We start from the raw sequence: 14,072 nt of genomic DNA, 5'->3' as shown, positions 1-14,072 counted from the left end.
CTTTGCCGATGTCAGCCCCCTGACTGCACCGATCCGGCCCTATTCGTTGAGCCAGCCCACCCTGAATCCCAAACGATCACGGTAATATTCCTCTGCGGCATGCACATCCGGCACCGGTAGCCCTAGTGCGGGTTGCGGCATCCTCATCGACCAATTCGTCCTCCCTCATCGCGCCCCAGACGCGCAAATCACCGTTCTGTCAGCTTCAACTCGATGCGTCGGTTTTGCGCGCGTGCCTCTGCCGTTTCCGCAGGGTTGACTGGCTGGTATTCGCCAAAACCGGCCGCCGCGAGACGAGATGGGGGGAAGTCATAGGCATCGACCATCTCTCGCACCACGGACAGCGCGCGTGCCTGGCTGAGCTCCCAATTGTCGCTAAATTCACCCCCCGGACCGATGGGCCGGTCATCGGTGTGTCCATCCACGCGCACGATCCAGTCGATCTCCGGCGGGATCACAGCGGCAACCTCTTGCAGGATACGCGCGACATTGGCGATCTCGACACGTCCTGCAGGCGACAACTGCGCAGAACCCGATGGAAACAGAACTTCTGAATCGAACACGAAGCGATCACCGACCACCCGCACGCCTTGCTGATCGCCGATAATCTCGCGCAAACGACCGAAGAATTCAGACCTGTAGCGCTCCAGGTCCTTGGCTTCCTCCTCCAGTCGTTTGCGTTCCGCCGCTTCCAGTTCCGCGCGTCGCCGTTGTTCAGAAGCTGCGCGGGCCAACGCGGAATTGAGCTGCGACCCAAGCGTCTCGATGCGCACCTGTGCCTGCGTGTCACGCGCGTCGGCATCGTCGAGCAAGCCTTGAAGCCGTTCCATCTGTTGCCGGAGCTGCGCAACCTGGGCATTTAGTACCGTTACCCGCCGCTGGCTCTCGGCGCTTTCGGCTTCTACCGTTTCCAATTCGCTGTTTGCTGCGGCCAGCAAAGCTTGCCGTTGTTCCAGTTCGGACAGCACATCCTCGGCGTTGGTTTCGGCTTCAAGCTGTGCCGCCAGCGCCGCCGCAAGCTTTTCCCGCAACTCCTCCTGCGATAGCTGCGCCTGATCCAGATCGGCCTGTGTTTGTTCCGCTTCCGTCAAAGCCGCCGCCAGTCGCGCATCCAGTTCGTCCTTGGTCGCGTTCGCTGCCGCAAGAAGCGTCAGCGTTTCTTCGGCCTTCCTTCGTTCTTCTTCCAACGACAGGGTCATGGCTGTCAGTTCGGCGTCGGCGTTTTCCAACCGATCCCGCAAAGCCTGTGCTGCAGCGGCTTCGGCCAAGCGCGCGGCTTCTTCCTCGGAAAGATCCTCCTGCACCTCGGCAATGCGTTCATCCTTCCGCGCGATCTCCGACCGCAGTTCCGCCGCCAGACTTTCCAACGCATCGGCCTTGGCAGCGGCCAGTCGAGCGGTCTCCTGTTCGGCATCCACTTCTTCCCGCGCGGCCGCCAAAGCCGTTTCCAGCGCGTCGCGCTCGTCGGTCAGGTTGGCGGCGCTTTGTTCCAGTTCGGTGATAGTCTGACGTGCCGTGTCCCTTTGTGCGAGCAAGGCCGTGACCTGATCTTCGAATTCCGTGATCCGTGACTGGGCCGTTTGCAGGTCCTGCGTCCGGCTTTCGACCTGATCTGTCAGCGCATCAATAAGGCGTGCCTGAAATTCTTCATTTGTGCGCGCATCCTCCAACTCGACCCCAAGGCCCTCGACGCGGTCCTCGAGATCGGCATTGCGCTGCTGCGCCGTTCCCAATGCAACTGCGAGTGAGTCTAGCTCCGTGCTGAGCCGGTCCAAGGCAGACTCCTGCCCGGTGATTGTCTCGGTCAGCAACGACTGCACGATCATGAAAATCGACAACACGAAGATCAGCACAAGCAACAGCGCCGTCATGGCGTCGACAAACCCGGGCCAAATCGAGGCCTGAAACCTGTTTGCTCTGCGACTCAGCGCCATGAGCTATCGCACCGCAGGCTTGTCTGGATGCCCCGCATCTTCCAGTCCGGCGGCCTGTTCGATTACCCGTGTCAAACGCGCCAGATCCTTGCGCAATTCGGTCGTCGTTTCCGCGCGACCCGTTCCAAGTTCTTCGGTCAAACGCAGAAGCTGAACGTCGAGACTGCGCAAACGCATCCGCATTTCGGCTTCCACTTCCTCGGACTCGCGAGCCGGCCGCTCAACATAATCGGCGACCGAGCTGATCAGCCGTTCCTGACCATCCGCTATGCGTGTCAGAACATCCGTCGCCTTGACCTCTTCATCGAGCCGCGTTGTCAGACGTTCGATGGATGCGGCAAGGGTTGTCAGGCTCTGATCAACTTGCGCCCGGCTGTCATTGGCATCGCGCAGCATGCTGTGCAGCGCGTCCAACTGTTCCGCCATCTGGTCGGCCATGACACCGACGACGCCCGCACTTTCCGCGCCACCCTCGGCATCGCCAGACGAGAAACCGACACGGGTGATCGTGGACAGCCATTCTTCCAGTTCACGGTAAAAGCGGTTCTGGCCATGGCTTGCGAATAATTCCAGCAGGCCAACGACCAGCGACCCGGCAAGGCCCAACAGCGACGAGGCAAAGGCCGTTCCCATGCCCGACAACTGCTGTTCAAGTCCCCCGATCAACCGCGCAAAGACAGCGGTAGAGCTTTCCCCTTCCGCAGGTGCCAGAGACCGAATGGTATCGACCACGGCGGGCACGGTCGTCGCAAGCCCATAGAACGTGCCAAGCAGACCGAGAAAGATCAGCAGGTTGACCACATAGCGCGTGATGTCACGCGCCTCGTCAATCCTCTGACCAACGGAGTCGAGGATAGAACGAGACGAGGCGGGCCCGATCTGCATCCGCGCCCCGCGCGATCGAAGCAGCGCGGCCAGTGGTGCCAACAGACGCGGCGCGCGCATCAATTCGTGTCCTGGCCGGTGCGTCGCGAAATCCTCGATCCAACTGACGGATGAGATAAGCTGCAACACCTGCCACACGCAGGCCAGTACGCCGAAGATGAACACCAGTATGATCGTGCCATTCAACCAGGGATTGGCCAGAAAGACGGGCGCAACGCGTGGATAGGCGACATACGCCCCTGCCCCGACCGCAATCGAGACAATCAACATCATCAGGATCTGGCGAACCGGTTGGGAAAACTGCGGTTCTGCTTCGCGTTCAGCGTACAATGTGGGTCCTGCTCCGGCCGCTTGTCCGTTCTGCGTCAGCATAGGTCGGTGCTGCGCGGCTGCCAACACTCCCCTGTTCATTGTGTTTATGCAGCATGAATTTCTTGCACGCGAGCCACAAGCCAGTCGAGTTCCGGATCTTCCAGTCCGAGCTCAGTCAGATGCTCGGCAGTGTTGATCAGATATTCGCTGTTCGGCCCGCGACCGCCATGGGCACCCGAAATGATCTGCGCCTGATCTTCCAGGGCCAAGCCCCCACAATACTGCGCATGATCGGGGTCCACGACGTAAACCAGCGCCTCAACCTCCGGCCCGCGGTCGAGCCGCAAGGACAGGCGCTTCTCCAGATAGGCCGATGAGACGAGTTCACGTTCGCGCAGCATATGCAGGGTTTGCTCGACATAAGGCTGGGCCACACCAAAGGCCACGCCCGCGCAGGCGCTTCCGGTGGATGGATCAAGCGCCAGCACGAGACCGGGCTTGTCTTCGGTGCCGCGATGGTGAATCGAACGCATACAGAACGATCGGTGGTATCCGGGCAGGACAGCCAGTTCCCGCCGGACATAGGTAAAGCCCGGATTCCAGATCAGTGACCCGTAGCCGAAAACCCAGAGCGCGACATCCATTTCGTTGCGATCACTCGTCATGAGACTGGTCCTTTCCTTCAGGCCTTTGTAAACACGAAGCCAACTCTGGTGGAAAGGGGTCAGAATGAAGGTCATCCTGGCAATTATCGTGGCTATCGCCGCCGCATGGAGCATTTACTGGTTTGTCGGCTCCAGCGCGGTAGAGCGCGGCATCTCTGGCTGGTTGCAGGATCGCGCGGAAGAAGGCTGGATGGTCAACACATCGGACGTGTCTACCACGGGCTTCCCCAACCGTTTCGACACCACGATTTCCGACATCGAATTGGCGGACCCGGAAACCGGGCTGGCGTGGGAAGCACCGTTCTTCCAGATACTTGCGCTCAGCTACAATCCGCATCACATCATCGCCGTCTGGCCCGACCAGCAAACCATCGCGACCCCGTTGGAAAGGATAGACGTGACCAGCGCCAATATGCGGGGGTCAGTCGTCTTCGATCGTGCAAGCAACCTGCGCCTGAACCGGACGACCATAGAATTCGAAAGCCTCGGCCTGATGTCGAGCCTCGACTGGAAAGCCGCGCTGGATCAGGGGCAGTTGGCCGTCCGCCAAACCGAAAGCGATACGAACACCTATGACATCGCATTCAGGGCCTCGGGTCTGCAACTGCCCAACTGGTTGATCGAACAGCTTGAGAAACACGGCCTGACGCGCAGCAAGGCAAATCTGATGACCGTGGAGGCTACCGCCGCCTTCAATGGCCCATGGGATCTAAGTGCATTGGAAGATGCCCGCCCGCAACCCACTCATATCGATCTGTCACTGGCTCAGGTAAAATGGGATGATCTGGAACTAAGGCTCGCGGGCACTGTCGACATCGCCGACGGAATTCCCGAAGGCCAGTTGTCGGTTCAGGCGACCAATTGGCGCGAGATTCTGGAAATCGCCAAGACCTCCGGCGTCATTCCAAACGGCGTTGGCGACATCCTGGAACGCGGGCTGGCGACACTGGCGCGGATGAAGGGAAATCCTGATACCATCGATATCCCGCTGGAGTTCAAAGACGGTCGCACAACATTGGGCGGCCTGATCCCACTCGGGCCTGCCCCGCTGATCGTCCTGCGTTAACGGCAATACGATCCACTACGATAGCGGGCCGTGTCGAAATGAAAATGATCGCGATGTGCGGCGTTGGCATTGGGGCCAAGAACAGTGCCGAACACACCGCAAGCCGAGGAATGCATCTGTTTCAGATATTTGCCCTGTGATCGGTCATTCCAGCCCGTCAACACGTTCATCTGCGCACCGTTGCGCAACATAAAGCCCGTGATGTCAATCGCGCGACCCCGGCCATGCTCCGACACCCTCGCGCCGCTTTGATTGTTGCGCGGACGGCAGACGTAATGAGCGGCAACCTTGATCTGGGCGACACCCCCGCCGGTGCGCCCCACAATCGGTTTCAGCCCGCCCTGCACCCAATTGGCAAGCGCAACCGCTGTAACACAGTCAATCTTCGCCACTTGTGACAGCGGAATCCCGTCAACAGCAGTTATCTGCACCCCGCTATCCAACCCGCATCCCGCCATTTTCGCAGGGATCGGCGCGGCGGGTGCACCGCTGAGACGCGGATCACCGCAAAGGGCACCACGCTTTGGCGCCGTGGGAGTAGGCAAAGGTGCGGGCACAAACCCTGCAGCGCGTACGGTCGCTGCGCGTTTCAGGTTCTCGGGTCTGGATGTCGGTCGCGGAGAGATAAACAAAGCCCCCGAAGGGCGCGGTAACTCCAACTGTCCTTGGTCGAACTCGGCAGGCCGTCGGTCGGGCCGCGTCGAGATTTCGGGCGGAACGGCAGCGGCGGTCTGGGCGGAAATGGATAGTATACACGCCAAGGCTGCCGCTGCTCGTTTCATTTCCTGGTCCCTCCGCCGCGTCCGAAGTCCGGCGCGGCCGTGTCCTGTCCGGCTTCAATAATCCCGCGTCGGATCGCGCGTGTTCTGGTAAAGTAATCGTGCAGGTGGTCACCGTCACCTGTCCGGATCGCCCGTTGTAATGCGAACAATTCTTCGGTGAAACGGCCGAGGATTTCAAGCGTCGCGTCTTTGTTGGTCAGAAACACATCGCGCCACATCGTGGGATCAGAGGCCGCGATTCGCGTGAAGTCCCTGAAACCCGCAGCCGAATACTTGATCACTTCACCATCCGTCACACGCCGCAGGTCATCGGCGACACCGACCATAGTGTAGGCGATCAGATGAGGCGTGTGGCTTGTGACAGCGAGAACCAGATCATGATGCTCGGGGTCCATCTCGTCGACATGTGCACCGATGCCTTCCCACAGCGCGCGCAGTTTCGCCACGGCGTCAGGCTTACTGCCGGGGACGGGGACCAGGAGACACCAGCGATTGTCGAACAATTCCGCAAACCCGGAATGCGGACCCGAATGCTCCGTGCCTGCCAAGGGATGGCCCGGCACGAAGTGCACATCGTCCGGCAAATGCGGGGCGACCGCTTCAATGACCGCCGCCTTGACGGAACCCACATCGGACACCGTCGCACCAGCCTTCAGATGCGGGCCGATTTCTTTTGCCACAACGCCCATCGCACCAACGGGAACGCACAGCACAACCAGGTCCGCGCCCTTGACTGCTTCGCGCGCAGTCTCGGTCACACGGTCGCAGAAACCTATTTCCAATGCAGCATTGCGTGTTTCCTTGGAGCGCGCGGTTCCGACGATTTCACCGGCAAGCCCCCCGCGCTTCATGGCAAGCGCCATAGACGACGCAATCAGCCCCAACCCGATCAGCGCGACACGGTCATAGATCACGCTCATTCGGATTGCTCCTTGAATGCTCGGATCGCGTCGACGACTCGGCGACAGCTATCCTCGTCGCCAACCGTGATGCGCAGGCAATCGGATAGGCCGTAACCAGCGACCTTGCGCACGATCAGACCTTGGGACTTCAGGAAAGCATCGCAGGCATCGACTTCATCCGAGTCGGCAAACCGCGCGAGGATGAAATTCGCGTAGGACTGGTCAGATGGCACACCGAGCTTGCCCAGCTCTGCCGCCAGCCAGTTACGCAGACGTGCATTTTCCTTTTGGCATGAGGTTGCGTAGTCACGATCGCGTACCGCCGCTTCAGCCGCCCGAAGCTGCACGTCCGACAGGTTGAACGGTCCACGCAGACGGTTGAGCACGTCGATCACCGGCTTCGGCCCATAGCCCCAGCCGATACGCAGCCCACCAAGACCATAGAGCTTGGAGAACGTCCGGGTCATGACGACATTATCCCGCGCCTCTACCAGGGCGGCGCCACCGTCATAGCCATCGGCGAACTCCGCGTACGCCCCGTCGAGCACCAGTATCGCCCGGCCGGGGATACCCTCGGCGAGTCGGACGAGATCAGCCCGATCGACCATGGTGCCTGTAGGGTTGGCCGGGTTGGCGATGAAAACGAGGCGTGTCTTTTCCGTACAGGCGGCAAGGATCGCGTCGACATCGACAACCCGATCCCGTTCAGGCGCCACCACGGGCGTCGCGCCCGAGCCGAGCGCGTAGATGCGGTACATCCCGAAGCCGTGCTCGGTGTAAACCACCTCGTCACCCGGCCCCGCAAAACCCTGACACAGGAAGCACAGCACTTCGTCTGATCCCGCACCGCAGATGATCCTGCTGGCGTCCAGCCCATGCACCTCGGCAATCGCCGCTCGTAACTCGGCGTGATCGGACGACGGGTAGCGGTTCATCCGTGCCATCGCCGCCTGCGCAGCCGCGATCGCCTTGGGCGACGGCCCCAGCGGGTTCTCGTTCGAAGATAGTTTGACGACGTTCGCCACCCCTTCGACTTTTGACGCACCGCCCTCGTAGAGCGCGATGTCCATGATGCCCGGTTGCGGCGTTATCTGGCTCATTCCTGTCTCCCTGCTCGCAGCGGGTTTAGCGGGCGCACCTCGCCAAATCCAGCGCAATAAACATGAAAAAAGCCGCGGCGGTTTCCCCGTCGCGGCCCCTTCGAATTTCGGTGATCCGGTCTGGATCAGTTCTGGGCGTAGTATTCGATGACGAGGTTCGGTTCCATCTGAACCGCATACGGCACGTCGCCCAGGCCCGGGGTGCGGACGAAGGTGGCGGTCATCTTCGAATGGTCAGCCTCGATGTAGTCAGGAACATCGCGCTCGGCCAGTTGCGTGGCTTCCAGAACGACAGCCAGTTGCTTGGACTTGTCGCGCACTTCGATCACGTCGCCTTCCTTAACGCGGTAGGACGGGATGTTGACGCGCTTGCCATTCACTTTGACATGGCCGTGGTTCACGAACTGACGTGCAGCAAACACGGTCGGAACGAACTTGGCGCGGTAGACAACAGCGTCCAGACGACGCTCCAGCAGGCCGATGAGGTTTTCACCGGTGTCGCCTTTTACGCGCTCGGCTTCAGCGAAGATGCGGCGGAACTGCTTTTCGGTCAGGTCGCCGTAATGGCCTTTCAGCTTCTGCTTGGCGCGCAGCTGGATACCGAAGTCGGACAGCTTACCCTTGCGGCGCTGACCGTGCTGGCCAGGGCCATATTCACGACGGTTGACCGGGGACTTCGGACGACCCCAGATGTTTTCGCCCATGCGGCGGTCAATTTTGTACTTGGCAGACGTGCGTTTCGTCACGGCTGATCTCCTTCGCAGGTTTGGCCCGTCGGGCCGTTGAAGGGCGTTGTCCTCGTCCGCACCCCGTAAGGATTGGCCGACAGGCATCCCCTTGCGGGGGCCACCAACACCAATGGAAGCGGCGCTTATACGCTTGATGGGCAGGGAGTCAAGCGCCGTTCAACCCGTCTGCTTCCGGATCAGCAGCAATACCGCCAGCAACACTGTCAGTGCGATCCAGATGATTACATTGACGAAGACGGCCCGGCGGGCGTTCTTGCGCTCCATCCAGGTGCGTGGCGTAATACCGCGCGCCACGAATGACAACTGCGCGGCAAGGTTCAGGCACACGACGTTCACGCTTAACAACAGCAGTGCACCCAGCGCATCCTGCGCCCTGTCCGCCCCCAGAAACAGCCCGATGGCCACAGCAGGCGGCATCAGTGCGACCGCAACCATCACGCCAACCAGGGCGGAACTCACCCCAGTCGTCATGGAAAGCGCCGCCGCCGCACCGGAGGCCAGCGCCAAGGCCATGGAATCCAGCCCTACCTCGGTCCGAGACATCAATTCTTCGCTGTCGAAGTCGATCGGCCAGAAGTACCCGATAACGCCACCCAGCACGACGACCAGTCCGATCCCGGCCGCCGTTGTCAAGATTGCCTTGAACATCAATTCCCGGTCACCAAGCGCTACCCCAAGACAGAAGGCAAGGTTCGGGCCCAGCAGCGGCGCGATGACCATCGCACCGACGATGACGGCCACGTTGTTCTCGATCAGGCCAATGGCGGCGACGACCGCCGACAAGCCGACGAACAGCAGGTAGATCTCGCTCAACTCGGCGTTCTTGGAAACCTTCTCGTAAAGCTCTTCGCGGCTCTCGACTGCCTTGGCCTGCTTGCGCTTTTCCTCGTTCTCTTCTTCCTTGTCGCCGGCATCTTCCTCTTCCGGGCGAGGCACGCTGGCTTCGACCGGCATAATGATCAGGCGCCAGTCTTCATTGCCCGACAAGATATCCTGCAGCTTGTCGAGAAGTTCCTGTCGCATATCCGCGCTGACAAGCAGGTGTACCGCGTCGTGTTCGTCTTCATCGGTGCGGTAGGTGTGACACTCGACCACGCCCTCGTGATCATGCAAATCGACGATCGAATCGCGAAATTTGTGCGGCGCACTGACAATGATGAGCCGTTCAGCCATTCCGGTTCAACTTTGCTGTCTTTCGCACTTAGAAACCTTCAGGAAATTGTTTCCACCTTCGCGCACCGCGGTGTCCACAAAACTAAGAAACACGTTCGATCAACGCCATCGCGGTCTGCGGGTTCACATCCTTGTACCCACCGATGATGTAGGCGAATACGTCACGACCTTCTGCCAATTCGCGCAGCTTGTCGGCCCAGCCGCCAAGCGCATCCGCCGGATAGCCCAACGGCTCGTTCTCCTTGGTGCCCATGATCCGGAGGTAAGCGAAGTCCGCCGTGACATCTTCGATCTTCGGGTGAGGGCTGTCGAAGGCCGAGGCCACTGCAACGCCATGCTTCCGGGCAAGCGCCACGAACTCGTCGCAACAAAAACTGTCATGCCGCACTTCGACGACATGCCGTAAACTCAGGTCATCTTGTTTCTCCGGCAACAGATCCAGAAACCCCTCGAAATCCTCCGGGTCAAACTTCTTGGTCGCCATGAATTGCCACAGGATCGGCCCAAGCTTCCTGCCAAGCTCCGTCACACCGCTCGTCAGAAAACGTTCGACCGAGTCTCGCCCGTCAGCGAGCGCCTTCCGGTTTGTCGCAAAGCGCGGACCCTTGACCGAGAAGACGAAATCATCCGGCGTCTCGTCATGCCATTTCTTGAAGGTTTCTGGCTTCTGCGATCCGTAATAGGTGCCGTTGATCTCAATCGTGCCAAGATGCCCCGAAGCATATTCCAATTCGCGCCGCTGGGGCAGGTCGTCGGGGTAGAACGAGCCTCGCCACGGTTTGAAAGTCCAGCCGCCGATGCCGATGCGAATACGTCCTGCGGTCATGTCTAGCGCTCCTTCATTGACGCAACGCCAACGTAGCGACACTTACTCCGCAGGAGAAGGCGATAATCGTCCTGTTCGGCGGTCAGAATTCCTCAACCATCACCACGCCGCCCAGCGACTTGAGCGCGCCTTTGACCTGTGGCGTTACTGCGTAGCCATGCGGCAGATCCAACTCCACCTCCCCGGGCAGATCGGGATGCATCAGGCACAGGCTGACCGGCCCACGCGCACGCGTCTTGGCCTCTGCCGTGACACGATCAAGCAGCGTTGCCACGCTAATAATCGCTTCCTCATCGTCGAGATACACCTTCAGCCCCATCGCATCTGCGCCCGCCACCGCCTGATCGACAGGCTGCACGCCACGGCAAAGCAGCTTCAGCTGGTCGCTCTCAACCGTCGCCTCGACGCTGATGACGACATTGCTGCCCGCTTCCAGATGCTCACGGCTGTTTTCCAGCGCCTCCGAAAACACGGTGACTTCATACAACCCCGTCGGGTCGGACAGTTGAACAAAGGCAAACCGATTGCCTCGCGCCGACTTGCGTTCCTGTCGCCCGGCCACCGATCCCGCCAGCTTGGCGACCAGCGGACCGGATCGCGCAGCGTCCTCGACTTCCACCAGCGTTTTGACGCCCTTGCGCTTCAACGGCCCCATGTAGTCGTCAAGAGGATGCCCCGACAGGTAGAAGCCTATCGCGGTGTGTTCTTCGCGCAGGCGTTCGGTCGGCAACCAGTCTTCGACATTGATCAGCCGAGGCTCCGGCAAGTCATCACCGGCTTCGCCAAAGAGAGACACCTGATTGGACTCACGCTGTTCATGGATCGCCGCCGAATAGGCCGTCAGCGCATCAAGGCTGTTGAACACGCGGCGGCGGTTTGCGTCCAGTTCGTCAAACGCTCCGGCTCGCGCCAGCATCTCCAGCGGTCGCTTGCCGATGCGCTTCAGATCCACGCGGCGGGCGAAGTCGAAGACGGACACGAAAGGCTTGTCGCCTCGCGCCTCCGTTATCAGACGCATTGCCTCGACACCCACGTTTTTCAGCGCGCCAAGCGCATAGACCACCTGCCCTTCGGCCACGCTGAACATGGCCTTGGACCGGTTGACGCAAGGCGGCACGATGCCCACCTTCAGCCCGCGCCGAATTTCTTCGGCATAGACGCCCAGCTTGTCCGTCAGGTGGATATCGCAGTTCATGACACCGGCCATGAATTCAACCGGGTGGTTCGCCTTCAGCCAAGCAGTCTGGTAGCTGACCACCGCATAAGCGGCGGCGTGCGACTTGTTGAAGCCGTAATTGGCGAACTTCTCCAGGAGGTTCCACACCTCCAGCGCCTTGTCGTCATCAACGCCATTTTCCTTCGCGCCACTGATGAATTTCGGGCGCTCGGCGTCCATCGCCTCCTTGATCTTCTTGCCCATGGCGCGGCGCAGAAGATCCGCGCCGCCCAGGCTGTAGCCCGCCATGACCTGCGCGATCTGCATCACCTGTTCCTGATAGACGATAATGCCCTGCGTTTCCTCAAGAATATGGTCAATCAACGGGTGGATGGAGGCGCGATCCTTCAGGCCGTTCTTCACCTCGCAATAGGTCGGGATGTTTTCCATCGGACCCGGGCGGTACAGCGCGACAAGCGCAACGATATCCTCGATGCAGGTCGGTTTCATACGCCGGAGCGCATCCATCATGCCCGAGCTTTCCACCTGGAACACGGCGACCGTCTTCGCGTCCGAGTAGAGCTTGTAGGTCTTTTCATCATCCAGCGGTATCTGTCCGATATCATTCTCCGCACCCTCGAAGGGCGCATAGATCTCGGACCCGTCGGCGGCCATGTGCAGGTCTCGCCCCGAGCCGTGGATCAGGTCGATGGCGTTCTGAATGACGGTCAGCGTCTTGAGACCCAGAAAGTCGAACTTCACAAGCCCCGCCTGTTCTACCCATTTCATGTTGAACTGGGTCGCAGGCATGTCGGAGCGCGGGTCTTGGTAAAGCGGCACCAACTCGTCCAGCGGACGGTCCCCGATCACGACACCGGCAGCGTGGGTCGAGGCGTTGCGCAGAAGCCCCTCAACCTGCTGGCCATAGGTCAGAAGCCGGTCCACCACTTCCTCGCGGCGCGCTTCTTCACGCAGGCGCGGCTCGTCTTTCAGTGCCTTTTCAATTGAAACAGGCTTTACGCCCTCGACAGGGATCATCTTGGACAGCCGATCCACCTGCCCGTAAGGCATCTGCAACACACGCCCCACATCGCGCACCGCCGCTTTCGACAGCAGCGCACCGAAGGTGATGATCTGTCCCACCTTGTCACGCCCGTATTTCTGTTGGACGTAATGGATGACTTCCTCGCGGCGATCCATACAGAAGTCGATGTCGAAGTCGGGCATCGACACGCGTTCGGGGTTGAGGAAGCGCTCGAACAGCAGTGAATAGCGCAGCGGGTCAAGGTCGGTGATCGTTAGCGCATAGGCCACAAGCGAACCCGCACCCGACCCCCGCCCTGGCCCGACCGGAATATCGCGATCCTTGGCCCATTTGATGAAGTCCGCAACGATCAGGAAGTAACCCGGGAAACCCATCGACTCGATGATCCCGAGTTCGAAATCCAACCGCTTTTCATATTCCTCTACAGGCGCTGCATGGGGGATGACGGCCAGACGGGTCTCGAGCCCTTCCTTCGCTTGACGACGCAATTCATCAATCTCGTCATCGGCGAAGCGCGGCAGGATCGGGTCGCGCAGTTCCGCCGCAAAGGCACATCGGCGAGCGATCTCCACGGTGTTCTCGACGGCCTCAGGCAGATCGGCGAACAGCGTGACCATTTCCTCGGGCGTCTTCAGGTAGTGCTGCGGCGTCAGCCGACGGCGTGGGTCCTGCTGGTCGACATAGGCCCCGTCCGCTATGCAGATCAGCGCATCGTGCGCTTCGTACATGTCGGGTTTCGGGAAATAGACGTCATTCGTGGCGACCAGCGGCAGGTTCATGGCATAAGCCATTTCCACGTGACCACGCTCAGTCGCCGCCTCGTTCGCAGGCAGTCCAGCTTCGCCGGGATGGCGCTGCAACTCTATATATAGCCGGTCGGGATAAACCCGCGCAAGATAGCCGAGCAACGCCTCCGCCTTGCCGCGCTGACCATCTTGAAGCAGTCGGCCGACAGGACCGTCTGGTCCGCCCGTCAGGCAAATCAGGCCCTCCGCATGTTTTGCCAAGTGGTCATTCGTAACCTGCGCCCGCTGGGATTCCTCCGACAGGTACAATGCCGAATTCAGCTTCATCAAGTTTAGATACCCCACCTCGTTTTGCGCCAGCAGAACGATAGGTGCCGGGTCGGTGGGACGTTCACCCGGCTGCGGCATCTCGTAGGCCAGATCAACCTGACACCCGACAATGGGCTGAACCCCGGCTTTCGTCGCTGTTACCGAAAACTCCAGCGCCGCAAACATGTTGTTGGTGTCTGTGATCGCTACGGCAGGCATACCCATGGCAGCAACCGCATCGGGTAGCTTCTTGATCCGCATCGCCCCTTCGAGAAGAGAATATTCGGTGTGGAGGCGAAGATGAATGAATCGTGGGGAGGTGCTCATATCACAGTCCTAATCCGCACCCGTTCCGACCGGAAGGGATTTTTCGATAAGCCTGAAGGTTTCGGGGGCGGATTGATCTATACGATCGCACCCTT

11 protein-coding genes are annotated in these 14,072 nt (G+C 60.2%); 1 reads left to right on the top strand and 10 read right to left on the bottom strand.

All coding sequences use genetic code 11. The features are described 5' to 3' along the window. Positions 1-188 precede the first annotated feature (188 nt). From FPZ52_RS01540 to FPZ52_RS01530, 3 genes are all read right to left on the bottom strand, one after another. The gene (locus tag FPZ52_RS01540) at positions 189-1,934 is read right to left on the bottom strand and encodes a peptidoglycan -binding protein (protein ID WP_146363049.1); all 1,746 of its coding nucleotides are present in this window, start codon (positions 1,932-1,934) and stop codon (positions 189-191) included. 3 nt (positions 1,935-1,937) lie between these two features. Beyond that, positions 1,938-3,092 (bottom strand): biopolymer transporter ExbB, encoded by a 1,155-nt coding sequence (locus FPZ52_RS01535; protein WP_240804413.1) that lies wholly within the window; start codon positions 3,090-3,092, stop codon positions 1,938-1,940. A 143-nt stretch (positions 3,093-3,235) separates the two neighbouring features. Then, a complete protein-coding gene (locus FPZ52_RS01530) occupies positions 3,236-3,796 on the bottom strand; it encodes a gamma-glutamylcyclotransferase (protein WP_240804375.1) in 561 nt (186 codons plus the stop codon). A gap of 64 nt (positions 3,797-3,860) precedes the next feature. Between FPZ52_RS01530 and FPZ52_RS01525 the strand changes: the two genes are divergently transcribed. Continuing rightward, entirely contained in the window at positions 3,861-4,862 is a 1,002-nt protein-coding gene (locus tag FPZ52_RS01525) for a DUF2125 domain-containing protein (protein ID WP_146363045.1), read from the top strand. Here the strand turns inward: FPZ52_RS01525 and FPZ52_RS01520 are convergent. The 7 genes from FPZ52_RS01520 to dnaE all read right to left on the bottom strand — a co-directional run bounded on the left by FPZ52_RS01520 (position 4,859) and on the right by dnaE (position 13,977). After that, positions 4,859-5,644: an extensin-like domain-containing protein gene (locus FPZ52_RS01520; protein WP_146363043.1), complete on the bottom strand. Its 786-nt coding sequence runs from the start codon at positions 5,642-5,644 to the stop codon at positions 4,859-4,861. The two genes, FPZ52_RS01525 and FPZ52_RS01520, sit on opposite strands and share 4 nt — an antisense overlap. Beyond that, positions 5,641-6,564: a prephenate/arogenate dehydrogenase family protein gene (locus FPZ52_RS01515; RefSeq protein ID WP_146363041.1), complete on the bottom strand. Its 924-nt coding sequence runs from the start codon at positions 6,562-6,564 to the stop codon at positions 5,641-5,643. The genes FPZ52_RS01520 and FPZ52_RS01515 overlap by 4 nt, the downstream gene beginning before the upstream one ends. Continuing rightward, positions 6,561-7,646, bottom strand: coding sequence for a histidinol-phosphate transaminase (hisC, locus tag FPZ52_RS01510; RefSeq protein WP_146363039.1), 1,086 nt, complete (start codon positions 7,644-7,646; stop codon positions 6,561-6,563). The genes FPZ52_RS01515 and hisC overlap by 4 nt, the downstream gene beginning before the upstream one ends. Positions 7,647-7,771: 125 nt before the next feature. Further along, positions 7,772-8,392 (bottom strand): 30S ribosomal protein S4, encoded by a 621-nt coding sequence (rpsD, locus tag FPZ52_RS01505; RefSeq protein ID WP_146363037.1) that lies wholly within the window; start codon positions 8,390-8,392, stop codon positions 7,772-7,774. Between the two features lie 159 nt (positions 8,393-8,551). After that, on the bottom strand, positions 8,552-9,568 hold the full coding sequence (locus FPZ52_RS01500) for a TIGR00341 family protein (protein WP_146363035.1): 1,017 nt from the start codon (positions 9,566-9,568) through the stop codon (positions 8,552-8,554). Positions 9,569-9,650: 82 nt separating this feature from the next. Then, positions 9,651-10,394 carry a DUF72 domain-containing protein gene (locus FPZ52_RS01495; RefSeq protein ID WP_146363033.1) on the bottom strand — a complete coding sequence of 248 codons (744 nt, stop codon included), beginning with the start codon at positions 10,392-10,394 and terminating at the stop codon, positions 9,651-9,653. A gap of 82 nt (positions 10,395-10,476) precedes the next feature. Next, positions 10,477-13,977, bottom strand: a complete 3,501-nt coding sequence (gene dnaE, locus FPZ52_RS01490) for a DNA polymerase III subunit alpha (protein WP_146363031.1) — start codon at positions 13,975-13,977, stop codon at positions 10,477-10,479. Positions 13,978-14,072: the final 95 nt, after the last annotated feature.

Origin of the sequence: Qingshengfaniella alkalisoli, assembly GCF_007855645.1 — a bacterium.
Classification (GTDB): domain Bacteria; phylum Pseudomonadota; class Alphaproteobacteria; order Rhodobacterales; family Rhodobacteraceae; genus Qingshengfaniella; species Qingshengfaniella alkalisoli.
Note: the sequence above shows the minus strand (reverse complement) of the source record. Positions and strands in the feature narration are given on the sequence as shown.

Coding starts and splice junctions, on each gene's coding strand:
- FPZ52_RS01520 (WP_146363043.1), bottom strand. CDS start 5,644: ATGAAACGAGCAGCGGCAGCCTTGGCGTGTATACTATCCATTTCCGCC.
- dnaE (WP_146363031.1), bottom strand. CDS start 13,977: ATGAGCACCTCCCCACGATTCATTCATCTTCGCCTCCACACCGAATAT.
- FPZ52_RS01525 (WP_146363045.1), top strand. CDS start 3,861: ATGAAGGTCATCCTGGCAATTATCGTGGCTATCGCCGCCGCATGGAGC.
- FPZ52_RS01530 (WP_240804375.1), bottom strand. CDS start 3,796: ATGACGAGTGATCGCAACGAAATGGATGTCGCGCTCTGGGTTTTCGGC.
- FPZ52_RS01535 (WP_240804413.1), bottom strand. CDS start 3,092: ATGATGTTGATTGTCTCGATTGCGGTCGGGGCAGGGGCGTATGTCGCC.
- hisC (WP_146363039.1), bottom strand. CDS start 7,646: ATGAGCCAGATAACGCCGCAACCGGGCATCATGGACATCGCGCTCTAC.
- FPZ52_RS01500 (WP_146363035.1), bottom strand. CDS start 9,568: ATGGCTGAACGGCTCATCATTGTCAGTGCGCCGCACAAATTTCGCGAT.
- FPZ52_RS01515 (WP_146363041.1), bottom strand. CDS start 6,564: ATGAGCGTGATCTATGACCGTGTCGCGCTGATCGGGTTGGGGCTGATT.
- FPZ52_RS01495 (WP_146363033.1), bottom strand. CDS start 10,394: ATGACCGCAGGACGTATTCGCATCGGCATCGGCGGCTGGACTTTCAAA.
- FPZ52_RS01540 (WP_146363049.1), bottom strand. CDS start 1,934: ATGGCGCTGAGTCGCAGAGCAAACAGGTTTCAGGCCTCGATTTGGCCC.